The following is a 25,564-nucleotide window of genomic DNA, read 5'->3' on the forward strand; positions in this document are numbered from 1 at the left end:
GAGATTACTCCTCCTCGTTCCCGCCCTCTTCATACGCGCCAAAAGGCTTCGCCGGAAGAACAATGTAGGTGCCTTCAAACACCGCGCCCGGCGTTTTATCGCCAAACAGTTCGACCTGCATTTGTACGCGCGCCTTGCGACCGCGTGCCAGACGGTCAAGATCGCCACCCAGAGATCCCAGATCGGCCACGGCGGTCGGCTTGCCGCTTATCGGCGCGCTATAGCGAATGTGGGCATCGGCCAGAATGATGGTCCCGCCCAGATGGCGCTCGCGCAGCATCAGCCAGATAAGCCCCCAGCCGGTGAGCGTGGCCAGCGAGAAAAGACTTCCGGCAAACAGGGTGTGGTGCGGATTCTGGTTGCCGGTTTCCGGCATGGTGGTAATAAATTTTTGTCCGGTGTACTGCTGAATGCGTACGCCCATTTTTTCGCTGAGCGGAATGTGCTGATACCAGGCCTGCTGCAGCTGTCCGCACCAGTCGGCGCGATGCAGAATATCGTCCAGCGTGGCGATGGGTTTGATCATCAAAAAATGACGAATCGGGGTGGTTTGCGGGGTTGTGATTTCACCCTGATTCACAAAACCGAGTTTAGCGAAGAATTCTACGGCATCTTCGCGGGCGCTACAGGTGACGCGCTTAACGCCTTCCTGGCGAGCGACGGATTCCAGGGTCATCGCCATTAGCGTCCCCAGACCTTTGTCCTGCACGGAGGGATGAACCGCCATAAAGCGAATAGACGCTTCGTTATCGGCGTTGATATACAAACGCCCGACGGCCACAAGGTTGCCCTCTTCGTCCATCACCATCTGATGGTGGGCCATCGCGTCCCAGGCGTCGCGCTCAGAGCCTTTTGGCTGATGTAATGGCTTGCGTAGCATTTCCCAGCGGAACTGGTAATAGGCTTCTAACTCTTCTTCCGTTTGCGGTACTCGAAGGTGATACATAGCTGTACTCTCTCTTGTTACCCGCGGCCACGCCGTAAGTATGCTCATACCTGGAGCCAGAATGTGACGGGGCCATCGTTCACCAGCGATACCTGCATATCTGCAGCGAATCGTCCGGTTTGCGTATTCATTTCCTGCTGGCGACAACGCTCAACAAAGTACTCGTAAAGTGCTTCTGCACGATCCGGCGCGGCGCCTTTCGAGAAACTCGGGCGCATGCCGCGCTCGGTATCCGCTGCCAGCGTAAACTGGGAAACCACCAGCACGCTGCCGCCCGCCTGCTGGACGTTCAGGTTCATCTTGCCTTCCGCATCGCTGAAAATACGGTAGCCCAGCACGCGCTCACACAAGCGGTTGGCTTTTTGTTCGTCATCATCCTTTTCGACACCTAACAACACCAAAAGTCCTGAGCCAATTTCACCCGTCACCTCTCCCTCCACGGTGACGCTGGCACGGGTTACGCGCTGTATCAATGCAATCATGGTTGGTCTGCTTCTTGTTGTTTTTCAGCTTCTGCTGCTTTTTTAAGTTCGCGGTATACACCGAGAGTGACAGTTATTTCAGCACCAAGCAAGACGATACACCAGGTCCAGTAGACCCAGACAAACAAAATGGGGATCACCGCCAGCACGCCGTAAATCAGCTGATAGGACGGAAACATGGTGATGTAAAGGGCAAACCCTTTCTTACCGAGCTCAAAGAGCAACGCCGCCACCAGCGCCCCCACGACCGCATCGCGGTTAGGCACGCGCGTGGTCGGCACCACGCTATAGAGCAGCCAGAACGAGAGCCACGACAGGATCAACGGAAAGATGCGAAGCACATTATCAATCACGCCGTTTAAATCGCTCGCCCAGCGCAGGGAGAGCAGATACGAACTGATCGCGAGGCTCGCCCCGGCCAGCAGCGGCCCCAGCGTGAGGATCATCCAGTACACGGCAAAGGAATAGACCTTTGGCCGCGCTTTTTTACTCCGCCAGATCGTGTTCAGCGCGTTATCGATGGCGTACATCAACAGCAGCGCGGTGACAATAAGACCGCATGCCCCCACTGCCGTCATCTTGCTGGAGTTAGCAACAAACTGCTCAATGTAGTTCTGGATGACATCCCCGGTTGCCGGAATGAAATTCGCGAAGACAAAATGACGAAGCTGCACGCTGACGTCCGCAAACATCGGAAAGGCGGAGAACAGGGCAAAGATGACCGCCACCAGCGGCACCAATGAGAGCAGCGACACGTAGGCGAGGTTACCCGCCAGCGTGGTCATATTGTCCTCATCAATCCGATGCCAGAGCAGTTTCAGCCAGGCCCGCAGCGGGCGAGTATGGTGCGTGGCTTTTTGATGAACGGTTTTTAGCATAGCTGCTTCGCAAAGTAGTCTGGTATCGTCTCTTTTCCGGTCACCAGAATTGACGTAATACCCAACTGGTTAGCTCCCTCTATATTATCGGCGTTGTCGTCGAAAAAGACCGCATCGGCCGCGGTGAATCCCTCTGCCTGCAGAACAGCCTGATAAATTCGCGCTTCAGGCTTACGCATCCCCATCTCCTGCGAGAGGTAGATCTTATCCGCCGCCGCCTTAACTTCAGGGTATTCTTCAGGCCAGAACGTGGTGTGCAGACGGTTGGTATTTGACAGCACAACGACCCGATGCCCCTGCTCGCGCAGTTTGTGCATGATGTCGATCACCTCAGGGCGAACCGCCACAAATACCGCCTGCCAGCCGTGGGAAAACTGTTCATAGCTTAACGAAAGCCCCATCTCCTGGCAGAAACGTTCAGCGAATGCTTCATCGCTGATTTCACCGCGCTCATGCTGGTGGAAGGTCTCGCCCATCGCGAAATTCTGCTTTAAGGTCGCCAGCGGCACGCGGCTAAAATCGCTCCATGCACCCAACACGCGATTAAAATCGATATCGACGATGACGTTTCCTAAATCAAAGATATAAAGCATGTTTATCTCCTGCTCGCCGTGGAGAGGTAACTGTAGCGGGAATAAAGAGATTTGACTATGGATGCGGTCTAAGGTGTGCGATCGATTTTTACGGCGCGTTTTTACGACAGTAAAGCGAAGGGACGTTTGACGCGGCAAAAATCCAGGCCCCCCGATACTCATCGATCATCAGGCTCAGCTCCCTACCCGGCGTGCGGTAAAAACCCGGTAGCGTTGCGTTGATATCAGCCTCATCCGCATTATCGGCAAAGGTTTTAACAATACGATTGTTATTTAACACGCGCGCGTTCTCATGGTCACTGTAGTGAAAATAGATTGTACGATTAACTTCAGTAACCGTCTGACCAAATAATTTACCGTTAATAACCGTAGACCCCTCCCGATGCTGCATCCGCCAGGAAACCGTACCCACAAATCGGTTTTTACCAATCGTCCATTCCACATCTCCCGTACAGCGTATCGGCGTACTCGATAAATGCGAATAAGCTAACCAGCCACTGGTGATAGCGGCCGCCAGAAATGCCGCCAGCAAAATGATACCGTTCCGGAGAGTCATCATTTTTCGTGCGCCCAAAAATAATGGGTAGTACATAACGCCGTCGCGTCCCTTCGCGCATCGTTATTACAGACAAACGCCGCGATTCGCTCCGTTTTACTATAGCCGACGAGAAAAACGTATCGTTTTTCGGCACACAGACCGGGATTATTGTTTAGCAGGCGCACGTAATGATCCTGAATATGTTCGTTAGGTGCATAAAAAAGTTGGCAGGCCTGGGGCATGCTGCCCGTTGAAAGGGGAATGTAGTGACTAAACGGCATGTTCTGGTGCTTTTTATATAATATTCCCCCGTTGATAAGCGCGATCAACAAAAGCGTTGCGGTCGTTATTATCAGCCAGGCTGGCCTCTGCCTTGCGGCGCCATTGGCAACGACCGCGTCTTTATTGGCTATGACTGGCTCAGCGGTTGGGACAAATAATTCAACCTCGGTAGCCTCGGAAAGCATAAGCCCGCGACGCGAAATCGTTTTTACCGTATCGCGCGGTAAGCCCACCTCAGCGAGGGCATTGCGTAATGTCAAAATAGCCTGGTAAAAGGTATTCGGCGTAGTGACGTCATTGCGCTCCCCCCATCCCACCACCATTAACTGGTTTTGCGAAATTATTTCTCCGGGATGGGTGATGAGATAAAGAAAACAGAGGTTGGCAGGAAGCTGCAATTGTATCGAGCGCCCGGTAATATGATTTACCAGGTTTTTGTTTTCTGGATCATACTCGACCAATTTGTTAATAAGATACAATTTTCCTTTCCTCAGCAATAACAACCCTTAACTATATACACCAGAAAGATATACGTATATTTAACAACAGTATAGGTCAGAAGGATCAGGACGCGATACCACCCCAACTAAGATTAAGAATAACACATTGTTTTTCAATCAGTTAAAAGACAGTTTTCTTAGGTTTCTCTCATCTAAAACGACATAATGAGATTTCATTACACTTCGCCCGGCCCACTCATTATATTGAGCCCCAAGTCGCGAAAAGACTGTCGTTACGGCCGATTTAAGAAACGAATCTTTAGCTATTAGTGCTATTTCGTAAATCATCCTTCGGGATTTTTTTTGTCGAATAATCTTAAGGGGCTGAAGAATAGTCCTGGAATACGATGACCAAGGTATGTCCTTTCGCTATGGCTACGGCCTGACAAAATAGACATCACCAGGAATTTATATTCTTCATCACTATTTATCATAAACAAGAGAGGGGCACGAGATATGTTTCAAGATTGACACATTTGGATGGCAGTGAAATATTGACAGTGAAAATAAGACAGGAGTGGACTGGATGATGACATCGTCGCATAAGGTTGTCCGCTGTATGAGCTGTGAATTGTCCTGTCAGTTATTTCCAGATAACGCAGTACGTTCACAATATTGTGGAAATGCCTCATTCGCAGTTTGGCCTGGTGGTAACCATTTCCTGCAGATTGCAGTAGAAAATAAAATATTGCAAGGAAACAAGAATCACTTATTACGCGGCTTTATATTTGTAGACTTTTCGTTTTGCAACCTGCGCGTACTTGCCGATCCGCAATGGATTGAACGTCTGGTGAGAACTAACATGAACATCGTGATTATCACAGACCGCAAGCTGGAAGCATTGGCCAATTATTTTTTCATGCAGCGCAGTGAAATAAAGGGAATTATTTATTCGAATGACAACGACATTATATTAAAGGAAAAAATCAGCCATCTTTTCTCCGGGAGACGGTTAAATAGCAGACGCGGCAGCATGTTGAACGCTGTTGAATTTACGTTACTGAACAGATTTTTGTCAGGTGCTTGCCTCCAGGAGATTATAAAATCAGACGGCATTGATGTTAAAAAAATTTATGTTCATAAAATACGACTTGAGAGGAAGTTAGGCACCAGTATTCATAAAATTCTCGTTTCTATTTTGTAATTTCAACCTGTTTACCTACCCACATTTAATGGTGTGGAGGATGTTCTACGCCTGAAAGAAAGGGGGCAGTCATGCCATATTTAATGAAACACTCACCAGTCGCCGCTGCGATTTCGCTGGCGTTAACGTCAGCGCTATTTACCGCACATGCAGCGGTAATAGATTTTGCTAATTTACCTGCCTCCGGAGCGGTAACGGATTTGCCTGCAGAAATACAGGCACTGATACCCGCAACGGCAAACGCGAACTTTAGCAAAAATACCGGCGATCCTAACTATGTCTACCAGTACAGCCCGGGGAATATCCCGATTTACGGAGATGGGATCACCCTCGAAGGGCCTGGGGCGGAAGCCTTTGAGCATTCCGTTACCGTTATTCAGAACTCCACGTCCGGCAGCCCGGGGGTGATATTTGGTGACGATCTGACTATTCGCACCCAGTCAAAAGTGGCTGCCAATAATGGTAAAGACGTCGACGGTATTCGTACCCACGGGATGAACACGCCGGCCAACCCGGTATTTATCATTACCGGCGACCGCACCCATATCTACGTTAACGGCCAAAGCGGTGACGGTATTAATGCCGGGTACAGCTCCTTCAGTCAGGGTTCTCTCGGCTCCGCCAATATTTATGTGGGTGACGATCTCTATATCGAAACCACGGGCAGCACCGGGCGCGGGATTAGCGCTTATGCACTGAATGATGCCTCAAAGGCAAAAAATAACGTTATCGTCGGCGATCGTGCGCATATTGTGACGCGCGGGACTTACGCTGAGGGAATTCGTACCAACCAGAGCGGCTCATACGTCCGGCTGGGAGATGTGGCGACCATCGAAACGTACGGCACATCGGCCTATGGCCTGTACGCGGGCTCTGCGTCAAAAATTGAGCTAGGCAAAAGCGCGACGATTACCACCGACGCGGCCAGTGCCTCCGGGGTTTATTCCACCGGTTCGTCAACCATCACCCTTGATGAAGGCGCCACCATCACGACCAACGGTGCCAGTGCGCATGGCGTCTATGCTTACACCGGTGCGGTGAATCTGGGAGATAACGTCACCATTGCGGTAAACAGCAGCGAGAAAACCAGCAGCTCTGCGCAAGCGCCGCACGGGATGTATGCCTGGTCACGCGGCGTGATAGCCCTCGCGGGTGGTGCAACCATTACCACCGCAGGCCATCGCGACAACGGTAGCTATGCCCTGAACGCCAGTAACGGCGGGGTAATTGACGCGTCCGCTGGAGGCAAATTCATCCTCAACGGCGATGTCCTTTCAGCGGGCGGCGTCGCGGCCACCAGCACGCTTCCGGCACAAAACAGTACCATTACGTTGACGATGGATGACAACTCCCTGTGGAATGGGGCGTCCTTCATTGAGGGCAACGCCGCGGGTACCGGTACTATCGCACTGACGATGAATGATGCCGTCTGGAATCTGCGCGACAGCTCCACGCTGACCAGCCTGACGCTGAATGCGGGCGGCACGATTAATTTTCAGCATGCAGAGGACGCGGCGTGGCAAACGCTGACCATCAAGGATGATTTTATCGGCAACGGCGGCAAGCTGGTTTTCAATACCGTGCTGTTTGACGACACTTCGGAAACGGACAAACTGATTGTTGAAGGCAACACGTCCGGTCATACCGGGGTGGAAGTGAACAACATTGGCGGTACTGGCGCGCAAACCGTAGAGGGGATTGAAATTGTCAGCGTTGGTGGCAACTCTGACGGGACGTTTGAGAAGGCCAGCCGTATCGTGGCGGGCGGTTATGACTATAACGTTGTGCAAAAAGGTAAAAACTGGTTTCTGACCAGCCTGGCGGAGCCCGTTGATCCAGTTGACCCACCGGTCGACCCCGTAGACCCGCCTGTTGACCCCGTGGACCCACCAGTCGACCCGGTAGATCCGCCCGTTGACCCGGTGATTCCGCCGCAAGAGCCGGTCCCACCGCCTGCACCACCGAAAAGCGAGCATCAGTATCGCCCGGAATTTGGTAGCTATCTGGCAAACAGCTATGCGGCAAATACGCTGTTTATGACCCGCCTGCACGATCGTCTGGGTGAAACGCAGTACACCGACATGCTCACTGGCGAGCAGAAAGTGACGAGCCTGTGGATGCGTAACGTCGGCGGTCATACGCGTTTCAGAGACGGCAGCGGCCAGTTAAAAACCACCGCCAATCGCTACGTGCTGCAGTTGGGTGGCGATGTCGCCCAGTGGAGCACCGACGGCCTGGACCGTTGGCATCTCGGCCTGATGGCGGGCTACGGCAACAGCCAGAGCCGGAGCGCTTCCAGCCTGACCGGATACCATTCACGCGGTGAAGTGAATGGCTATAGCGTCGGTCTGTATGGTACCTGGTACGCAAACGAGGCGGATAAAAGTGGCACCTACGTTGATAGCTGGGTGCTGTATAACTGGTTCGACAATAAGGTAATGGGACAGGATCAGGCCACTGAGAGTTATCGTTCCAGCGGCGTGACCGCCTCTGTCGAAGCGGGCTATAGCGTTAAGGTGGGCGAAAGCAGCCGCAACAGCTACTGGATCCAGCCGAAAGCGCAGGCCGTTTGGATGGACGTGCAGGCTGACGATCATCGCGAGCGCAACGGCACGCGGGTGAAAGACGAGACTCAGGGCAACCTGATGACACGTCTCGGCGTGAAGGCCTACATCAGCGGACATAACGCGATTGACGACGGTAAATCACGGACCTTCCAGCCGTTTATCGAAGCGAACTGGATCCACAACACCCAGCCCACGCGTATCCGCATGGATGACGTCAGCAATGACATGCGTGGTACGCGCAATATCGGTGAACTCAAGACCGGCGTAGAGGGGCAGATTACGCCGCAGCTTAGCGTATGGGGCAACGTGGCTCAGCAGATAGGCGATAAAGGCTACAGCGATACGCAGGGGATGTTAGGGATGAAATACAGCTTTAAATAACAATATTTAAGCCGCTGTTTGCTCAGCGGCTTTTTTTGCTTCAGGCAATATCATCGCTGGTACTGGCCAGGATGATTTCAACCTTACTGGATTTCAGGTGAGTTTGCAGAGCCGAGCCAGGCATCTCATCGGTGAAGAGTGCCGTGGCCTGCGCCACGTTGCCAATCTCCACCGCCGCGGATGCGGTAAATTTCGTATGATCGGCTGCGAGCAGAATGTGGCGAGCGTGGGCGATCATGGTTTTCACCACGCTGGCTTCATTGACGTCAAACTCCATCATCGCGCCGTCGTGCTCAATTGCCCCCACGCTGGTCACGAGATAATCCGCCCGAAAACCAGACACAAACGCCGTTGCCGCAGGCCCGATAATCCCGCCATTGTGCGGGCGCAGCGTGCCGCCAGGCACCATCACTTCAAAGCGCGGGTTTTTATACAGAATATGCGCCACCCGCAGGCTGTTGGTGATAATGCGCAGGTGGTTATGGTTGAGCAGCGCCCGGGCAACGTGCTCCACGGTCGTGCCGATGGTGATGAAAATAGTCGAGCCATCGGGAATATAGTCCGCAATGGCTTCGGCAATCGCCCGCTTCTCTTCGGTAAGCGAGACTTCACGCTGCTCGAACGCCGTGTTCACCACGCTGGATGCCCTGCCCGCCCCGCCATGATGACGCGTGATCAGCCCCTGCTCGCTGAGCTTACGGATATCACGGCGCACGGTTTGCGTGGAGACATCCAGCAGCTGCGCCAGTTCATCAATGTTCATATAGCCGCGATCGGCAATCAGCGTCAGCAGCTGATCGTGACGCGGGTTGCCGGTCAGTTCGGTAAGGCTCATGGGCTGTCCTCTGAAAACCATCACGCCCCGCATTTTATACAAAAAGTGACAAAAAAGAGCGGGTTTGATCACAGTCAGGTATACCCGCGCGCCCGCCGGGCTTCGTGCATTTCAGCGCTGCGACGGCGCTGGCAAAACGCACGGCGTCTGCGGCGGGCAATTGCTGCCCCAGGCTGACCGCCAGCGCACCGTGGAACACGTCGCCCGCCCCCGTGGTATCCACCACGTTCACCTCAAAGCCGGGCTGATGACACAATGCGCCGTTTTCCAGCCAGAAGCAGCCGTCTCGCCCCTGCGTAACATACACATGTCCATTTGTGAGCGTTTGTGCTTTTTTCAGCGCGTCTTCGGTGTCATCCCGCTGCGTTAAACGCCGCAATCCCGGCGCGGAGAAGGCCGCGTGGTCGCTTAGGGCGATCAGCTCCGCGATGTCCTGCGGGGTGACATCCGCATCAAGCAACGTCGGTACGCCCTGCTGACGGGCCAGGGTAAACGCCTGTTTTGCCCCGTCATGCCAGCGCACATCGGCTAAGACAATATCCCACTGAGAGAAGTCGATTTCATGCAGCCAGTCTGCCGCCGCAGGGAGATCGGGGCTGGGGTAGTTGGCAATCACGCGCTCTCCGCTTGCTTCCACCAGCACCGCCGATTGTGACGATCGGGCACCCTTAAACACGCGCGTGTAGCGGGTCTTCACCCCCAGGGATTCCAGCTCCGCGAGCAGCCGTCTGCCGGTATCGTCATCACCCACCCGGCCAATAAAATCCACTTCCGCGCCCAGTTTCGCCGCCGCCACTGCCGCCGTTGCCGCCGGGCCGCCGCCCACTTCCGTATAGTCCTTTGCGGCATATTTCCCACCTTCTTTTGGTAAATCATCGAGATACCAGATGCGATCCAGCACGGTAATGCCGACACAAACGATGCGAGTCATGGTGATTCCTTCTGCGATTTCTGATGCCTTCATTTTAATTTCATCAAATGTTTAAAAAGTGACCCGTGTCAATTTTTTGACTATAAATTACAAATACGATCAAAAACAGACAACATAAACGCGCAAAAATTGACACGATGTGACAGGAGAAAGGCATGTCAGCAATCGCATTTATCGGCTTAGGACAGATGGGCGCGCCAATGGCGAAGAATCTGTTGAAACAAGGTCACCAGCTTAACGTCTTTGACGTAAACCCGCAGGCGATTCAGGCGCTGGTTGAAAGCGGCGCTCGGGCGGCGGCAACGCCCGCGCAGGCAGCAACGGACGCCGAATTCGTGATCACCATGCTGCCAAACGGCGACCTGGTACGCAGCGTCCTGTTCGGCGAGCACGGCGTGTGCGAAGGGTTATCCCGCGACGCACTGGTCATTGATATGTCCACCATTCACCCGCTGCAAACCGACGCGCTGATCCGCGACATGGCTGAGCAAGGCTTCAGCCTGATGGACGTGCCCGTCGGGCGCACCTCTGACCATGCCATCGCCGGCACGCTGCTCCTGCTGGCGGGCGGCACGGCGCAGCAGGTTGAGCGCGCCACCCCGGTCTTAATGGCGATGGGCAATGAGCTGATTAACGCCGGCGGGCCAGGCATGGGCATCCGCGTGAAGCTTATCAATAACTACATGAGCATTGCCCTGAACGCCCTTTCCGCCGAGGCCGCCGTGCTGTGCGAAGCGCTTGGCCTCTCTTTTGACGTGGCGCTCAAGGTCATGAGCGGTACGCCTGCGGGTAAAGGCCACTTCACAACATCCTGGCCGAACAAGGTGCTGAAAGGGGATCTTTCTCCCGCCTTCATGATCGACCTTGCGCATAAAGATCTGGGGATCGCCCTCGACGTGGCCAACCAGCTCCACGTTCCGATGCCGCTGGGCGCGGCTTCCCGCGAAGTTTACAACCAGGCACGCGCCGCCGGGCGCGGGCGCGAAGACTGGACGGCCATTCTTGAACAGGTTCGCGCATCTGCCGGGCTGAAAAAAACACACTGATACGAAAGGACTGAGGAATGACGATGTACACCCTGAAAGATATCACCCGACCTTCCGGCGGTTTTGCGATGCTGGCCGTGGATCAGCGCGAAGCGATGCGCCTGATGTTTGCTGCCGCAGGCGCGCCGGTGCCGGTAACCGACCAGCACCTGACCGATTTTAAGGTCAACGCGGCAAAAATTCTGTCGCCGTACGCCTCTGCCATTCTCGTCGACCAGCAGTTCTGCTATCGCCAGATTGTCGAGCAGCAGGCCGTGGCCAACAGCTGCGCGATGATTGTGGCCGCCGACGAGTTTATTCCGGGGAACGGTATTCCGGTCGACAGCGTGGCGATCGACAAGAACGTCGACGCGCAGGCGGTTAAACGCGATGGCGGCAAAGCACTGAAGCTGCTGGTGCTGTGGCGCAGCGATGAAGATCCGCAGCAGCGCCTGGAGATGGTGAAAGCGTTCAATACGCTGTGCCACGATAACGGGCTGCTGAGCATTATCGAGCCGGTGGTGCGTCCGCCACGTCGCGGTGCCGCGTTTAACCGCGAACAGGCGATTATCGACGCGGCCAAAGAGCTGGGCGACAGCGGTGCCGACCTCTACAAAGTGGAGATGCCGCTGTTTGGCAAGGGCACGCAGCAAGAGCTGCTGGCGGCCTCGCAAAAGCTTAACGAGAACATCGCCATGCCGTGGGTGATCCTCTCCTCCGGCGTGGACGATAAGCTCTTCCCGCGCGCCGTAAGCGTCGCCATGCAGGCGGGGGCATCGGGCTTTTTAGCCGGTCGCGCCGTCTGGTCCTCTGTAATTGGCCTGCCGGACACCGAGATGATGCTGCGTGATATCTCCGTCCCCAAACTTCAGCGTCTGGGTGAGATCGTCGACGAAATGATGGCTCGCCGTTAAGAAAGGATCCGAACATGAAATGGTTTAACACCCTGAGCCATAACCGCTGGCTCGAACAAGAGACCGACCGCATTCTCGATTTCGGTAAAAACGCCGCCGTACCGACCGGCTTTGGCTGGCTGGGCAATAACGGCCAGGTGCGCAGCGATATGGGCACCCATCTGTGGATCACCGCCCGCATGCTGCACGTGTACGCGGTGGCGGCGAACATGGGACGCCCCGGCGCGTATGCCATGGTTGAGCACGGCATTAATGCCCTCAACGGTCCGCTGCGCGACAAGCAGCACGGCGGCTGGTACGCCTGCGTAAACGATGAAGGCGTCATTGACGCCTCCAAGCAGGGCTATCAGCACTTCTTCGTCCTGCTGGGCGCGGCGAGCGCCGTGACCACGGGTCACCCGCAGGCACGTAAGCTGCTGGACGATGCCATCGAGGTGATTGAGCGCTACTTCTGGAGCGAACAGGAGCAGATGTGCCTGGAGTCCTGGGATGAAGCCTTCAGCAAAACGGAAGACTATCGCGGCGGTAACGCCAACATGCACGCCGTGGAAGCCTTCCTGATCGTTTATGACGTGACCCACGACCGTAAATGGCTCGACCGCGCCCTGCGCATCGCCTCGGTGATTATTCACGACGTGGCGCGCAAAGGGGAGTACCGCGTTAACGAGCATTTCGACACCAGCTGGAACCCGATCCGCGATTACAACATTGATAACCCTGCTCACCGCTTCCGCGCCTACGGCGGCACGCCGGGACACTGGATTGAATGGGGCCGCCTGATGTTGCACCTGCGCGCCGCGCTGGAAGCGCGCTTTGAGACCCCGCCGGAATGGCTGCTGGAAGATGCGAAAGGACTGTTCCACGCCACCATCCGCGACGCCTGGGCACCCGACGGGGCCGACGGGTTTGTCTACTCCGTGGGCTGGGACGGCAAGCCTATTGTGCGTGAACGCGTGCGCTGGCCAATCGTCGAGGCGATGGGCACGGCCTATGCCCTCTATACCGTGACCGGCGAAGCGCAGTACGAAGCCTGGTATCAGAAGTGGTGGGATTACTGCATCAAGTACCTGATGGATTACGAAAACGGTTCCTGGTGGCAGGAGCTGGACACCAATAACGAAGTGACGACCAAAGTCTGGGACGGCAAGCAGGATATTTACCACCTGCTGCACTGCCTGGTGATCCCCCGCCTGCCGCTGGCCCCGGGCTTAGCCCCTGCCGTCGCCGCCGGATTACTGGATAGCCAGGCCAAATAATTAAGACGGAGTGTTTATGCGTACCCTACACAATATTGACCTGAAAAATAACGAAAGTGGCTTCACCCTGCGCTGGCAGGACCGTCTGATTTTATCCCACACCGCGGATGCCCCTTGCCTGTGGATTGGCGCAGGCGAGGCGGATATCGAGATGTTTCGCGGCAACTTCAGCATCAAAGACAAGCTCAACGAAAAGATTGCCCTGACGGACGCGACCGTCACGCAGCAAAACGCGGGCTGGGCGATCCGCTTTACCCGCGGCGATGCGGTAAGCGCGACGCTGCTGGTGGGCGTGGATGCGGAAGGCCGTCTGGAGCTGAAGCTGAAAAATGACGCCGCCAGCCATAACCGCATCTGGCTGCGGCTGGCGGCGCAGCCAGACGATCATATTTACGGCTGCGGCGAGCAGTTCTCGTATTTCGATTTGCGCGGCAAGCCGTTCCCGCTGTGGACCAGCGAGCAGGGCGTGGGCCGCAATAAGCAAACCTACGTCACCTGGCAGGCCGACTGCAAAGAGAACGCGGGCGGCGACTACTACTGGACCTTCTTCCCGCAGCCTACCTTCGTGAGCACCCAGAAGTACTACTGCCACGTGGATAACAGCTGCTATATGAACTTTGACTTCAGCGCGCCGGACTTCCACGAGCTGGCGTTCTGGGAAGATAACGCCACGCTGCGCTTCGAATGTGCGGAAACGTACGTCGATCTACTGGAAAAACTGACCGGCCTGCTGGGGCGTCAGCCGGAGCTGCCGGACTGGGTGTACGACGGCGTGACGCTGGGCATTCAGGGCGGCACCGAGGTGTGTCAGCAGAAGCTCGACGCCATGCGCGAGGGCGGCGTGAAGGTCAACGGCATCTGGGCGCAGGACTGGTCCGGCATTCGCATGACCTCCTTCGGCAAGCGCGTGATGTGGAACTGGAAGTGGAACAGCGCGCTCTATCCGCAGCTTGATGCGCGGATTGCGAAGTGGAAACAGGAAGGGGTTCAGTTCCTCTCCTATATCAACCCGTACGTCGCCAGCGATAAAGATCTCTGCGAAGAGGCCGCGAAACGCGGCTATCTGACCAAAAACGCCAACGGCGAGGACTACCACGTCGAGTTCGGCGAGTTCTACGCGGGCGTTATCGACCTGACCAACCCGGCAGCCTACGACTGGTACAAAGAGGTCATTAAAAAGAACCTGATCGAACTGGGCTGCGGCGGCTGGATGGCCGATTTCGGGGAATATCTGCCGACCGACACCTTCCTGCATAACGGCGTGAGCGCGGAGATCATGCATAACGCCTGGCCTGCCCTGTGGGCCAAATGTAACTATGAGGCGCTGGAAGAGACCGGCAAGCTCGGGGAGATCCTGTTCTTCATGCGCGCGGGCTATACCGGCAGCCAGAAGCACTCGGTGATGATGTGGGCGGGAGATCAGAACGTCGACTGGAGCCTGGACGACGGTCTGGCGTCCGTCATCCCTGCGGCGCTGTCGCTGGCGATGACCGGGCACGGCCTGCACCACAGCGACATCGGCGGCTACACCACCCTGTTCGAGATGAAGCGCAGCAAGGAGCTGCTGCTGCGCTGGTGCGACTTCAGCGCCTTTACGCCGATGATGCGTACCCATGAGGGCAACCGTCCAGGCGATAACTGGCAGTTCGACGGCGACGCGGAAACCATCGCGCACTTCGCGCGCATGACCACCGTCTTCACCACCCTGAAGCCGTACATCAAAGCTGCGGTCGCGCAGAACGCGAAAAGCGGCCTGCCGGTGATGCGTCCGCTGTTCCTGCACTACGAGGACGACGCGCGCGCCTACACGCTGAAATACCAGTACCTGTTTGGCCGCGACCTGCTGGTGGCGCCGGTTCATGAAGAGGGGCGCCGCGACTGGTCGCTCTATCTGCCGCAGGACAGCTGGGTGAATGCGTGGACCGGGGAAATCTGCCGGGGCGGTGACGTGACCGTAGATGCCCCGCTCGGCAAGCCGCCGGTCTTCTACCGCCAGCACAGCGAATGGGCAGATCTGTTTAGCACCTTACGTCATATCTGATAAGGCTCGCCCGCGGGGCCACCTGCGGGCAGACGGAGAACAATAATGAGTCAACATACTTCCGATCCGGCAACCCTACGCCTGCCGTTTAAAGAAAAACTCGCCTACGGGATGGGCGATCTCGGCTCAAACATCCTGCTGGATATCGGCACGCTTTATCTGCTGAAGTTTTACACCGACGTGCTGGGGCTGCCGGGCACCTACGGCGGAATTATCTTCCTGATTGCGAAGTTCTTTACCGCCTTCACCGATATGGGCACCGGGATCATGCTTGACTCCCGGCGCAAGATCGGCCCGAAAGGGAAATTCCGCCCGTTCGTGCTCTATGCGGCGTTCCCGGTGACCTTACTGGCGATTGCCAACTTCGTCGGCACGCCGTTTGAAATCACCGGTAAAACGGTGATGGCGACGGTGCTGTTCATGCTGTACGGCCTGTTCTTCAGCATGATGAACTGCTCCTACGGCGCGATGGTGCCCGCCATTACCAAAAACCCGGACGAGCGCGCCTCGCTGGCCGCCTGGCGTCAGGGCGGCGCTACGCTGGGCCTGCTGCTCTGTACCGTGGGTTTTGTTCCGGTGATGAACCTGATTGAAGGCAATGACCAGCTTGGCTATATCTTTGCCGCCACCCTCTTCTCGCTGTTCGGACTGTTTTTTATGTGGTGGTGCTACAAGGGGGTGACCGAGCGTTACGTCGAGGCGCAACCCGCCAACCCGGCGCAAAAACCGGGGCTGCTGCAGTCGTTTCGCGCCATCGCCGGGAACCGTCCGCTGTTTATCCTGTGCATCGCTAACCTGTGCACGCTGGGCGCCTTTAACGTCAAACTCGCCATTCAGGTTTACTACACGCAGTACGTGCTGAACGACCCGATCCTGCTGTCGTACATGGGCTTCTTCAGCATGGGCTGTATTTTTATCGGCGTCTTTATGATGCCCGGCGCGGTGCGGCGATTCGGCAAGAAAAAGGTCTACATCAGCGGGCTGATGATTTGGGTGGCGGGCGATCTGCTCAACTACTTCTTCGGCGGCGGCTCGGTGAGCTTTGTGGCGTTCTCCTGCCTGGCCTTTTTCGGCTCCGCGTTCGTGAACAGCCTGAACTGGGCGCTGGTGTCCGATACCGTGGAGTACGGCGAGTGGCGCACCGGCGTGCGCTCAGAGGGGACGGTCTATACCGGTTTTACCTTCTTCAGGAAGGTCTCCCAGGCGCTGGCGGGCTTCTTCCCGGGGATCATGCTCACGCAGATCGGCTATGTGCCCAACGTGGTGCAATCCAGTGGCACGGTTGAAGGGCTGCGGCAGCTGATATTTATCTACCCGAGCCTGCTGGCAGTTATCACCATCGTGGCGATGGGCTGCTTCTACAACCTCAACGAGAAGATGTATGTGCGCATCGTCGAAGAGATCGAACTGCGCAAACGTACGGCATAATGACGTGATAGAGCGCCCTGCGGGGCGCTTTGAGGATCGACCATGACACATAATACTGATCCGTTAACCCTGAAATTGAGCCTGCGAGAGAAGTGCGCCTACGGGATGGGCGATTTTGGCTCGAACCTGATGCTGTGTATTGGCACGCTGTATCTGCTGAAGTTCTACACCGATGAACTGGGCATGCCGGCGTTCTACGGCGGCATTATTTTCCTGGTGGCAAAGTTTTTCACCGCCTTTACCGACATGCTGACCGGGGTGCTGCTCGACTCCCGACGTAACATCGGCGCGCGGGGAAAATTCAGGCCGTTCATTCTTTACGCCTCCGTTCCGGTGGCGCTGGTGGCGACGGCGCAGTTTATGGCCAACGACTTTAGCCTGACGGTGAAAACGGCCCTCGCCACCGTGCTCTTCATGATGTTTGGCCTCTGCTATAGCCTGATGAACTGCGCCTACGGTGCGATGGTCCCGGCCATCACCAAAAACCCGAACGAGCGCGCGCAGCTTGCGGCGTGGCGTCAGGGCGGCGCTACGGTGGGGCTGTTGCTCTGCACCGTCGGCTTTATGCCCATTCAGGCGCTGTTCGTCCACCAGCCCTCACTCGGCTATCTGGTGGCCGCGCTGGTGTTCGTTACCGGCGGCCTGTTCTGCATGTGGTGGTGCTACAGCGGGGTGAAAGAACGCTACGTCGAGCTTACGCCCGATCACCATAAGCCCGGCATTCTGAAATCGTTCTGCGCGATTTTCCGCAATCCGCCGCTGCTGGTGCTGTGCATCGCCAACCTGTGCACTCTCGCCGCGTTTAACATCAAGCTGGCGATTCAGGTCTATTACACCCAGTACGTGCTGAACGATCTGCATCTGCTGTCGTGGATGGGCTTTTTCAGCATGGGCTGCATTCTGATTGGCGTGTTTCTGGTGCCCAGCGCGGTAAAGCGCTTTGGCAAGAAACCGGTCTATCTGGGCGGGCTGGCGCTGTGGGCGGTGGGCGACGTGCTGAATTTCTTCTGGGGGACCAGCTCCCTGCTGTTCGTGCTGTTTTCCTGCATGGCCTTCTTCGGCACGGCGTTTGTGAACAGCCTGAACTGGGCGCTGGTGCCGGATACCGTCGATTACGGCGAGTGGAAAACCGGCATTCGCGCCGAAGGGTCGGTGTATACCGGCTATACCTTCTCGCGCAAAATCTCCGCTGCGCTCGCCGGTTTCCTGCCCGGCATTATGCTGACCCAGATTGGCTACGTTCCCCATGCCGTGCAGAGCGCGGGCACGCTGCTTGGGTTGCGTCAGCTTATTTTCCTCTGGCCGTGCGGCCTGGCGATTGTTGCTGCCGTGACCATGGGGCTGTTTTATAAACTCAACGAAGCGCGCTTCGCCTTTATTATCGAGGAGATTGGAAAACGGAAGAAACAAACCGCGAATACCCCTGAGATAACCGCCAACAATAAAGCGTCAGCAGTCACTTTATAACAATAAATCCGGCCACTATGTCCTTCCTGTTTATCAGGAGGGAGGCCTTTCTGTACCTGATACATGGACAAATTATGAAAAGAATCATCACTGTACTGATCGTGTCGTCTGTGTCCTGCCCGGTATTTGCCGGGGCCTATGTCGAAACGCGTGAAGCCTACAATACGGCCTCAGAGATGCACGAGGTGATCCTGCGTGCGGGTTATAACTTCGATATGGGCGCGGGACTGATGTTCACCAACGCCTATAACGTGGGTAAATGGGATGAACTTAAGCACAGCTATAACGAAATCGAGGGGTGGTATCCGCTCTTTAAGCCGACCGATAAACTCACCTTCCAGCCCGGCGGGTTGATTAACGACAGCAGCGCCGGTTCGGGTGGCGCGGTGTATTTAGATACCAACTACAAATTTACAGACTGGTTTAATCTGACGTTCCGCTATCGCTATAACCATAACAACTACGATACGCCGGACTATAACGGGCAGATGGATAAGAACGACACGCACGAATTTGCCAACTACTGGAATTTCAAAGTAACGGATGCATTTTTCTACACCTTTGAACCGCACTTTTTCCAGCGGGTGAATGATTATCACAGCAAAAATGGCAAAGACCATCACTGGGAAATTACCAATAAATTCAGTTACAGGATCGACAAAAACTGGCTGCCGTACCTCGAACTGCAGTGGCTGGACAGATGGAATGATTACAACCGGGAGCAGTACCGGATCCGTTTAGGGCTACGGTATTCGTTCTAATAAAAAAAGCCGCTGATCGCTCAGCGGCTTTTTCGTTGCCGGGTGGCGCATGCGCATACCCGGCCTACGGCATAACCGAATTACTCTTCTTTCGCACCGCGCATAGCACGTTTACGATCGTTCTCGGTCAGGTGACGTTTACGGATACGGATAGACAGCGGAGTCACTTCTACCAGTTCGTCGTCATCGATGAATTCCAGAGCCTGCTCCAGAGTCATCTTGATCGGTGGAACCAGAACCGTTGCTTCGTCAGTACCGGACGCACGCATGTTGGTCAGTTTCTTACCGGTCAGGCAGTTTACGGTCAGGTCGTTAGAACGGCTGTGAATACCGATGATCTGGCCTTCGTAAACTTCAGCACCGTGACCCAGGAACAGCTTACCGCGATCCTGCAGACCGAACAGCGCAAACGCAACCGCTTTACCCTGACCGTTGGAGATCAGTACGCCGTTGTTACGCTGGCCCACTTCGCCCGGACGCACGTCGTCGTAGTGGCTGAAGGTGGAGTACAGCAGACCGGTACCAGAGGTCATGGTCATGAACTCAGAACGGAAGCCGATCAGGCCACGGCTTGGGATCACGTAGTCGAGACGTACGCGGCCTTTGCCATCTGGATTCATGTTTTTCAGGTCGCCTTTACGCTCGCCCAGCGCCTGCATCACAGAACCCTGGTGCTGCTCTTCAACGTCCAGCGTCACGTTTTCGAACGGCTCTTGTTTACGGCCGTCGATTTCGCGGAAGATAACTTTCGGACGGGAAACCGCCATCTCGAAACCTTCACGACGCATGTTTTCGATCAGAACAGACAGGTGCAGTTCACCACGACCGGATACGCGGAAGGCATCAGCGTCTTCGGTTTCTTCAACGCGCAGCGCAACGTTGTGCACCAGCTCTTTGTTCAGGCGGTCAAGGATCTGACGAGAGGTCACGAACTTACCTTCTTTACCACAGAACGGAGAGGTGTTGACGTTGAAGAACATGGTAACGGTTGGTTCATCAACAGACAGGGCTGGCAGCGCTTCCACGTTCTGCGGGTCGCAGATGGTGTCAGAGATGTTCAGCTCGCCCAGACCGGTGATCGCGATGATGTCGCCCGCTTCAGCCAGATCGCTGTCGATACGCTCCAGACCCAGGTGAGTCAGCACTTTGCCCACTTTACCGTTGCGGGTTTTGCCTTCGCTATCGATGATAGTAACCTGCTGGTTTGGCTTCACTTTACCGCGTTTGATACGGCCGATACCGATGACGCCAACGTAGTTGTTGTAGTCCAGCTGGGAGATCTGCATCTGCAGTGGACCATCCAGATCAACATCCGGTGCCGGTACGTGATCGACAATCGCCTGATACAGCGGGGTCATGTCTTCCGCCATATCTTCGTGGTCCAGACCCGCGATACCATTCAGCGCCGAAGCGTAAATGATAGGGAAGTCCAGCTGTTCGTCGGTCGCGTCGAGGTTAACGAACAGGTCGAATACCTGATCAACAACCCAGTCAGGACGTGCGCCAGGACGGTCAACCTTGTTGATAACAACAATTGGTTTCAGGCCATGGGCAAATGCTTTTTTGGTCACGAAGCGCGTTTGCGGCATTGGGCCGTCAAATGCGTCAACCACCAGCAGCACGGAATCCACCATGGACATCACGCGCTCAACTTCACCACCGAAGTCGGCGTGCCCTGGGGTATCAACGATGTTGATACGGTAGTCATTCCATTTAATAGCGGTGTTTTTCGCGAGGATAGTAATCCCACGCTCTTTCTCCAAATCGTTGGAGTCCATCACACGCTCTTGAGTTTCGGCACGTGCATCAAACGTACCGGATTGCTGCAGCAGCTTATCAACCAGGGTAGTTTTACCATGGTCAACGTGCGCGATGATGGCGATGTTACGCAAATTTTCGATCACAACTTTGCCTCAGGCATTAGAAATAGCGCGTTATTGTACACGGATTAATCGCACTACAAAACAGGATCACAAACATCCTCCGCAAACAAGTATCGCAGAGATGCTTTGTGATCGCTTTCACGGAGCGAAAAAGGGCACTTTAACGAAAATTGCACCAATATGGTGCTCGGTGTTCACACTGAAGCACTATACTGGTGCAACATTACCATTGTGGTGCAGCCCTTTTGCACTATGGTGCGCATGATAACGCCTTTTTGGGGTGTTTTAAAAGTTGGCACAGATTTCGCTTTATAAAAATTACATGGCAACAGCCAGTACAAACAGAAACTGAAGACCTCGTTACCACGACGACAATGACCAATCTGGAGAGTTAAGTATGTCCGCTGAACACGTTTTGACGATGCTGAACGAACATGAAGTGAAGTTTGTTGATCTCCGCTTCACCGACACCAAAGGTAAAGAACAGCACGTCACAATCCCTGCTCATCAGGTGAACGCCGAATTCTTTGAAGAAGGCAAAATGTTTGACGGCTCCTCCATTGGTGGCTGGAAAGGCATTAACGAATCCGACATGGTTCTGATGCCAGATGCAACCACTGCGGTCATTGATCCGTTCTTCGAAGAACCTACCCTGATCATCCGTTGCGACATCCTCGAGCCAGGCACGCTGCAGGGCTACGACCGCGACCCACGTTCTATCGCGAAACGCGCTGAAGAGTACCTGCGTTCTACCGGCATCGCGGACACCGTTCTGTTCGGGCCAGAGCCAGAGTTCTTCCTGTTCGATGACATCCGTTTTGGTGCCTCTATCTCTGGCTCCCACGTGGCTATCGACGACATCGAAGGCGCATGGAACTCCTCCACCAAATACGAAGGTGGTAACAAAGGTCACCGTCCAGGCGTTAAAGGCGGTTACTTCCCGGTTCCTCCGGTCGACTCTGCACAGGACATTCGTTCCACCATGTGTCTGGTGATGGAAGAGATGGGCCTGGTTGTTGAAGCTCACCACCACGAAGTGGCGACTGCGGGTCAGAACGAAGTGGCTACCCGCTTCAACACCATGACCAAAAAAGCGGACGAAATTCAGATCTACAAATACGTTGTGCACAACGTTGCGCACCGTTTCGGTAAAACCGCGACCTTCATGCCAAAACCAATGTTTGGCGACAACGGTTCCGGTATGCACTGCCACATGTCTCTGTCCAAGAACGGTACCAACCTGTTCTCTGGTGACAAATATGCCGGTCTGTCCGAGCAGGCGCTGTACTACATCGGCGGCGTAATCAAACACGCTAAAGCGATCAACGCCCTGGCGAACCCAACCACCAACTCCTACAAGCGTCTGGTCCCGGGCTACGAAGCGCCAGTGATGCTGGCCTACTCTGCGCGTAACCGTTCTGCTTCTATCCGTATCCCGGTGGTGGCGTCTCCTAAAGCGCGTCGTATCGAAGTTCGCTTCCCGGATCCAGCGGCTAACCCATACCTGTGCTTCGCAGCACTGCTGATGGCCGGTCTGGACGGTATCAAGAACAAGATCCACCCAGGCGAAGCGATGGACAAAAACCTGTACGACCTGCCGCCAGAAGAAGCGAAAGAGATCCCACAGGTTGCTGGCTCTCTGGAAGAAGCCCTGCAGGCGCTGGACGCAGACCGTGAGTTCCTGACCGCAGGTGGCGTATTCACTGACGACGCTATTGATGCCTACATCGCCCTGCGTACTGAAGAGAACGACCGCGTGCGCATGACTCCGCATCCGGTTGAGTTCGAACTGTACTACAGCGTTTAATTAAGTTGTTTTACCCGGCGTGACAAGCGCCGGGAGTAGTTGCCGTGGAAACTTTTAGCCCATCTCCGGATGGGCTTTTTTCTCCACCAACAACCTGATCTCACGCGCTTTTGACGCCGAAAACGCTATACTGCACTAAATTAGTGCAAACGACTCCAGGAGACTGCTGAATGGCAACTGGCACGCTGCCCGATGCTGGGCAGATCCTCAATTCTTTGATTAACAGCATTTTGCTGGTGGATGACGAGCTGGCCGTTCATTACGCCAACCCGGCGGCACAGCAGCTGCTCGCCCAAAGCGCACGCAAACTGTTCGGCACCCCGCTTCCGGAACTTCTGAGCTATTTTTCGCTGAATATTGGCCTGATGCAGGAAAGTTTACAGGCGGGCCAGGGTTTCACCGATAACGAAGTGACGCTGGTGATCGACGGGCGCTCGCACATTCTGTCGCTGACCGCGCAACGTCTTCCCGAAGGCTTGATCCTGCTGGAAATGGCGCCGATGGATAATCAGCGTCGCCTGAGCCAGGAGCAGCTTCAGCATGCGCAGCAAATTGCCGCCCGAGACCTGGTGCGCGGCCTGGCGCATGAAATCAAAAACCCGCTGGGTGGGTTACGCGGCGCGGCGCAGCTTCTGACCAAGGCGCTGCCCGACCCTGCGCTGGCGGAGTACACCAACGTCATCATCGAGCAGGCGGACCGCCTGCGAAATCTGGTTGACCGTCTTCTCGGGCCACAGCAGCCGGGAATGCACGTCACAGAAAGCATCCATAAAGTGGCCGAGCGGGTGGTGAAGCTCGTCTCGATGGAGCTGCCGGAGAACGTCACGCTGGTGCGTGATTACGACCCAAGCCTGCCGGAACTGGCCCATGACCCGGATCAGATTGAGCAGGTCCTGTTGAACATTGTGCGCAATGCCCTGCAGGCGCTGGGACCGGAAGGGGGCGAGATTATTTTGCGCACCCGTACCGCCTTCCAGCTCACGTTACACGGCGTGCGCTATCGGCTTGCGGCCCGTATCGACGTCGAGGATAACGGCCCCGGTATTCCATCGCATCTTCAGGACACTCTGTTCTACCCGATGGTCAGCGGCCGTGAAGGCGGTACCGGCCTGGGCTTATCCATTGCCCGCAGTTTGATCGACCAACACTCTGGAAAAATTGAATTTACCAGTTGGCCGGGACATACCGAGTTTTCGGTTTTCCTGCCGATTAAAAAATAAAGGTGACGTTTATGCAACGAGGGATAGTCTGGGTAGTCGATGACGATAGCTCAATCCGTTGGGTGCTTGAACGCGCGCTCACAGGGGCAGGATTAAGCTGCACGACGTTTGAGAGCGGCAGCGAAGTGCTCGACGCACTCACCACTAAAACGCCCGATGTTCTGCTGTCGGATATCCGTATGCCGGGCATGGACGGGCTGGCGCTGTTAAAGCAGATCAAACAACGCCACCCTATGCTTCCGGTCATCATAATGACGGCTCATTCCGATCTGGATGCCGCGGTGAGCGCTTACCAGCAAGGGGCATTCGATTATCTGCCCAAACCGTTTGATATCGACGAAGCGGTGGCGCTGGTTGAGCGCGCGATTAGCCATTATCAGGAGCAGCAACAGCCGCGCCACGCGCCCGATTTTGGGCCAACCACCGACATCATCGGCGAAGCGCCGGCGATGCAGGACGTGTTTCGCATTATTGGCCGTCTGTCCCGCTCCTCCATCAGCGTCTTGATTAACGGCGAATCGGGCACCGGTAAAGAGCTTGTGGCCCATGCGCTGCATCGCCACAGCCCGCGGGCAAAAGCGCCGTTTATCGCCCTGAATATGGCGGCGATCCCAAAGGACTTGATTGAATCCGAGCTGTTCGGGCACGAAAAAGGGGCGTTTACCGGCGCAAATACCATTCGCCAGGGGCGCTTCGAACAGGCTGACGGCGGCACGCTGTTCCTGGATGAGATCGGCGATATGCCGCTGGACGTTCAGACCCGTCTGCTGCGCGTGCTGGCCGACGGGCAGTTTTATCGCGTGGGCGGTTATGCGCCGGTGAAGGTGGACGTGCGTATTATCGCCGCGACCCACCAGAACCTGGAGCAGCGCGTGCAGGAAGGCAAATTCCGTGAGGATTTATTCCATCGTCTGAACGTCATTCGCGTTCATCTGCCGCCGCTGCGTGAACGCCGGGAAGATATTCCCCGCCTGGCGCGTCATTTCCTGCAGGTGGCTGCCCGCGAGCTGGGTGTGGAAGCTAAGCAGCTTCATCCCGAAACCGATGCCGCTCTGACGCGTCTGGCGTGGCCAGGCAACGTGCGTCAGCTGGAAAACACTTGCCGCTGGTTAACCGTGATGGCTGCCGGTCAGGAAGTGCTGATTCAGGATTTACCGGCCGAGCTGTTTGAGGCGACCGCGCCGGAAAGCAGTAGCGGACACGCGCTGCCGGACAGCTGGGCGACGCTGCTGGCGCAGTGGGCCGACCGCGCGCTGCGTTCCGGTCATCAAAACCTGCTGTCTGAGGCTCAGCCTGAGATGGAGCGTACGCTGTTGACCACCGCGCTTCGTCATACCCAGGGTCATAAGCAGGAAGCCGCTCGCCTGTTAGGATGGGGACGCAATACCCTGACGCGCAAGCTGAAAGAGCTGGGAATGGAGTAATATCCGCGCTTGTGTAAAGGTTATTAATTGAGCGCAAATTGCCGTTATTTTGCGCTTTACTGTTCCGATGAGTTTTGTATGATCGTGCCCGGAAATTGGGGGTGAACATCATGCTGGAAACATTCGTGAATATGCTCTCTAGCGGAGCCGCTGAAAGCCACACGCCACAAACCGCCGTTGCGGCGGTGCTGTGTGCGGCGCTGGTTGGGCTGTTTAGCTAGCGAGTTGGCGATGAAAAGCCGGGTGGCGCTTCGCTTACCC

At 55.7% G+C, this 25,564-nt stretch carries 22 protein-coding genes; 13 read left to right on the forward strand and 9 right to left on the reverse strand.

All coding sequences use genetic code 11. The features are described 5' to 3' along the window. Window positions 1-4 precede the first annotated feature (4 nt). From fabY to AA74_RS0110095, 6 genes are all read right to left on the reverse strand, one after another. A complete protein-coding gene (gene fabY / locus AA74_RS0110070) occupies window positions 5-946 on the reverse strand; it encodes a fatty acid biosynthesis protein FabY (protein WP_023326334.1) in 942 nt (313 codons plus the stop codon). Window positions 947-990: 44 nt separating this feature from the next. Further along, the gene (dtd, locus tag AA74_RS0110075) at window positions 991-1,428 is read right to left on the reverse strand and encodes a D-aminoacyl-tRNA deacylase (protein ID WP_025912308.1); all 438 of its coding nucleotides are present in this window, start codon (window positions 1,426-1,428) and stop codon (window positions 991-993) included. Then, entirely contained in the window at window positions 1,425-2,306 is an 882-nt protein-coding gene (locus AA74_RS0110080; RefSeq protein WP_023326335.1) for a virulence factor BrkB family protein, read from the reverse strand. Before AA74_RS0110080 ends, dtd begins: the two co-directional genes overlap by 4 nt. Further along, entirely contained in the window at window positions 2,300-2,899 is a 600-nt protein-coding gene (yihX, locus tag AA74_RS0110085; protein WP_008501839.1) for a glucose-1-phosphatase, read from the reverse strand. The genes AA74_RS0110080 and yihX overlap by 7 nt, the downstream gene beginning before the upstream one ends. Window positions 2,900-2,987: 88 nt before the next feature. Next, complete coding sequence (locus AA74_RS0110090) at window positions 2,988-3,491, reverse strand: hypothetical protein (RefSeq protein ID WP_227009864.1); 504 nt, start codon at window positions 3,489-3,491, stop codon at window positions 2,988-2,990. Then, entirely contained in the window at window positions 3,455-4,198 is a 744-nt protein-coding gene (locus AA74_RS0110095) for a winged helix-turn-helix domain-containing protein (RefSeq protein ID WP_008501841.1), read from the reverse strand. The genes AA74_RS0110090 and AA74_RS0110095 overlap by 37 nt, the downstream gene beginning before the upstream one ends. Before the next feature lie 547 nt (window positions 4,199-4,745). Here AA74_RS0110095 and AA74_RS0110100 point away from each other — a divergent pair. Both AA74_RS0110100 and AA74_RS0110105 read left to right on the forward strand, forming a co-directional pair. Then, window positions 4,746-5,363 (forward strand): hypothetical protein, encoded by a 618-nt coding sequence (locus tag AA74_RS0110100; protein ID WP_023326338.1) that lies wholly within the window; start codon window positions 4,746-4,748, stop codon window positions 5,361-5,363. Between the two features lie 71 nt (window positions 5,364-5,434). Continuing rightward, the gene (locus AA74_RS0110105) at window positions 5,435-8,311 is read left to right on the forward strand and encodes an autotransporter outer membrane beta-barrel domain-containing protein (protein ID WP_025912309.1); all 2,877 of its coding nucleotides are present in this window, start codon (window positions 5,435-5,437) and stop codon (window positions 8,309-8,311) included. A 40-nt stretch (window positions 8,312-8,351) separates the two neighbouring features. Here the strand turns inward: AA74_RS0110105 and AA74_RS0110110 are convergent, their stop codons facing one another. Beyond that, entirely contained in the window at window positions 8,352-9,146 is a 795-nt protein-coding gene (locus AA74_RS0110110) for a DeoR/GlpR family DNA-binding transcription regulator (protein WP_021242785.1), read from the reverse strand. A gap of 34 nt (window positions 9,147-9,180) precedes the next feature. Continuing rightward, window positions 9,181-10,077, reverse strand: coding sequence for a sugar kinase (locus AA74_RS0110115; RefSeq protein WP_025912310.1), 897 nt, complete (start codon window positions 10,075-10,077; stop codon window positions 9,181-9,183). A gap of 155 nt (window positions 10,078-10,232) precedes the next feature. On the opposite strand from AA74_RS0110115, the gene yihU reads away from it, so the two are divergent. From yihU to ompL, 7 genes are all read left to right on the forward strand, one after another. Next, window positions 10,233-11,123, forward strand: coding sequence for a sulfolactaldehyde 3-reductase (gene yihU / locus AA74_RS0110120; protein WP_025912311.1), 891 nt, complete (start codon window positions 10,233-10,235; stop codon window positions 11,121-11,123). Window positions 11,124-11,140: 17 nt separating this feature from the next. Then, on the forward strand, window positions 11,141-12,016 hold the full coding sequence (gene yihT, locus AA74_RS0110125) for a sulfofructosephosphate aldolase (protein WP_025912312.1): 876 nt from the start codon (window positions 11,141-11,143) through the stop codon (window positions 12,014-12,016). 14 nt (window positions 12,017-12,030) lie between these two features. Continuing rightward, window positions 12,031-13,272 carry a sulfoquinovose isomerase gene (yihS, locus tag AA74_RS0110130; protein WP_025912313.1) on the forward strand — a complete coding sequence of 414 codons (1,242 nt, stop codon included), beginning with the start codon at window positions 12,031-12,033 and terminating at the stop codon, window positions 13,270-13,272. A gap of 16 nt (window positions 13,273-13,288) precedes the next feature. Next, the gene (locus tag AA74_RS0110135) at window positions 13,289-15,313 is read left to right on the forward strand and encodes an alpha-glucosidase (protein WP_025912314.1); all 2,025 of its coding nucleotides are present in this window, start codon (window positions 13,289-13,291) and stop codon (window positions 15,311-15,313) included. 45 nt (window positions 15,314-15,358) lie between these two features. Continuing rightward, window positions 15,359-16,741 carry an MFS transporter gene (locus AA74_RS0110140; protein WP_025912315.1) on the forward strand — a complete coding sequence of 461 codons (1,383 nt, stop codon included), beginning with the start codon at window positions 15,359-15,361 and terminating at the stop codon, window positions 16,739-16,741. Window positions 16,742-16,783: 42 nt separating this feature from the next. Then, entirely contained in the window at window positions 16,784-18,208 is a 1,425-nt protein-coding gene (locus tag AA74_RS0110145; RefSeq protein ID WP_025912316.1) for an MFS transporter, read from the forward strand. Between the two features lie 74 nt (window positions 18,209-18,282). Then, window positions 18,283-18,969: a porin OmpL gene (gene ompL / locus AA74_RS0110150; protein ID WP_025912317.1), complete on the forward strand. Its 687-nt coding sequence runs from the start codon at window positions 18,283-18,285 to the stop codon at window positions 18,967-18,969. Between the two features lie 80 nt (window positions 18,970-19,049). On the opposite strand, the gene typA is transcribed toward ompL, so the two are convergent. Beyond that, window positions 19,050-20,873: a ribosome-dependent GTPase TypA gene (gene typA / locus AA74_RS0110155; RefSeq protein WP_008501854.1), complete on the reverse strand. Its 1,824-nt coding sequence runs from the start codon at window positions 20,871-20,873 to the stop codon at window positions 19,050-19,052. Window positions 20,874-21,249: 376 nt separating this feature from the next. Between typA and glnA the strand changes: the two genes are divergently transcribed. The 4 genes from glnA (at window position 21,250) to AA74_RS1000000123410 (ending at window position 25,524) form a co-directional block, all read left to right on the forward strand. After that, window positions 21,250-22,659, forward strand: a complete 1,410-nt coding sequence (gene glnA, locus AA74_RS0110160) for a glutamate--ammonia ligase (RefSeq protein ID WP_008501856.1) — start codon at window positions 21,250-21,252, stop codon at window positions 22,657-22,659. A gap of 170 nt (window positions 22,660-22,829) precedes the next feature. After that, the gene (glnL, locus tag AA74_RS0110165; protein WP_008501857.1) at window positions 22,830-23,879 is read left to right on the forward strand and encodes a nitrogen regulation protein NR(II); all 1,050 of its coding nucleotides are present in this window, start codon (window positions 22,830-22,832) and stop codon (window positions 23,877-23,879) included. A gap of 11 nt (window positions 23,880-23,890) precedes the next feature. Continuing rightward, entirely contained in the window at window positions 23,891-25,303 is a 1,413-nt protein-coding gene (gene glnG, locus AA74_RS0110170) for a nitrogen regulation protein NR(I) (protein ID WP_008501858.1), read from the forward strand. Between the two features lie 110 nt (window positions 25,304-25,413). Next, window positions 25,414-25,524, forward strand: coding sequence for a YshB family small membrane protein (locus AA74_RS1000000123410; protein WP_032622955.1), 111 nt, complete (start codon window positions 25,414-25,416; stop codon window positions 25,522-25,524). The last annotated feature ends 40 nt before the right edge of the window (window positions 25,525-25,564 follow it).

The sequence above is a fragment of the Enterobacter sp. 5-4 genome (assembly GCF_000612205.1).
Taxonomy (GTDB): Bacteria; Pseudomonadota; Gammaproteobacteria; order Enterobacterales; family Enterobacteriaceae; genus Enterobacter; species Enterobacter roggenkampii.

Excerpts from the sequence above, each read along its gene's own strand:
- yihU (WP_025912311.1), top strand. The coding sequence starts at position 10,233 with ATGTCAGCAATCGCATTTATCGGCTTAGGACAGATGGGCGCGCCAATG.
- glnL (WP_008501857.1), top strand. The coding sequence starts at position 22,830 with ATGGCAACTGGCACGCTGCCCGATGCTGGGCAGATCCTCAATTCTTTG.
- dtd (WP_025912308.1), bottom strand. The coding sequence starts at position 1,428 with ATGATTGCATTGATACAGCGCGTAACCCGTGCCAGCGTCACCGTGGAG.
- yihS (WP_025912313.1), top strand. The coding sequence starts at position 12,031 with ATGAAATGGTTTAACACCCTGAGCCATAACCGCTGGCTCGAACAAGAG.
- AA74_RS0110145 (WP_025912316.1), top strand. The coding sequence starts at position 16,784 with ATGACACATAATACTGATCCGTTAACCCTGAAATTGAGCCTGCGAGAG.
- ompL (WP_025912317.1), top strand. The coding sequence starts at position 18,283 with ATGAAAAGAATCATCACTGTACTGATCGTGTCGTCTGTGTCCTGCCCG.
- AA74_RS0110100 (WP_023326338.1), top strand. The coding sequence starts at position 4,746 with ATGATGACATCGTCGCATAAGGTTGTCCGCTGTATGAGCTGTGAATTG.
- AA74_RS0110090 (WP_227009864.1), bottom strand. The coding sequence starts at position 3,491 with ATGTACTACCCATTATTTTTGGGCGCACGAAAAATGATGACTCTCCGG.
- AA74_RS0110110 (WP_021242785.1), bottom strand. The coding sequence starts at position 9,146 with ATGAGCCTTACCGAACTGACCGGCAACCCGCGTCACGATCAGCTGCTG.
- glnG (WP_008501858.1), top strand. The coding sequence starts at position 23,891 with ATGCAACGAGGGATAGTCTGGGTAGTCGATGACGATAGCTCAATCCGT.
- yihX (WP_008501839.1), bottom strand. The coding sequence starts at position 2,899 with ATGCTTTATATCTTTGATTTAGGAAACGTCATCGTCGATATCGATTTT.
- glnA (WP_008501856.1), top strand. The coding sequence starts at position 21,250 with ATGTCCGCTGAACACGTTTTGACGATGCTGAACGAACATGAAGTGAAG.
- yihT (WP_025912312.1), top strand. The coding sequence starts at position 11,141 with ATGACGATGTACACCCTGAAAGATATCACCCGACCTTCCGGCGGTTTT.
- AA74_RS0110140 (WP_025912315.1), top strand. The coding sequence starts at position 15,359 with ATGAGTCAACATACTTCCGATCCGGCAACCCTACGCCTGCCGTTTAAA.
- fabY (WP_023326334.1), bottom strand. The coding sequence starts at position 946 with ATGTATCACCTTCGAGTACCGCAAACGGAAGAAGAGTTAGAAGCCTAT.
- AA74_RS0110105 (WP_025912309.1), top strand. The coding sequence starts at position 5,435 with ATGCCATATTTAATGAAACACTCACCAGTCGCCGCTGCGATTTCGCTG.
- AA74_RS0110135 (WP_025912314.1), top strand. The coding sequence starts at position 13,289 with ATGCGTACCCTACACAATATTGACCTGAAAAATAACGAAAGTGGCTTC.
- AA74_RS0110115 (WP_025912310.1), bottom strand. The coding sequence starts at position 10,077 with ATGACTCGCATCGTTTGTGTCGGCATTACCGTGCTGGATCGCATCTGG.
- AA74_RS0110080 (WP_023326335.1), bottom strand. The coding sequence starts at position 2,306 with ATGCTAAAAACCGTTCATCAAAAAGCCACGCACCATACTCGCCCGCTG.
- AA74_RS1000000123410 (WP_032622955.1), top strand. The coding sequence starts at position 25,414 with ATGCTGGAAACATTCGTGAATATGCTCTCTAGCGGAGCCGCTGAAAGC.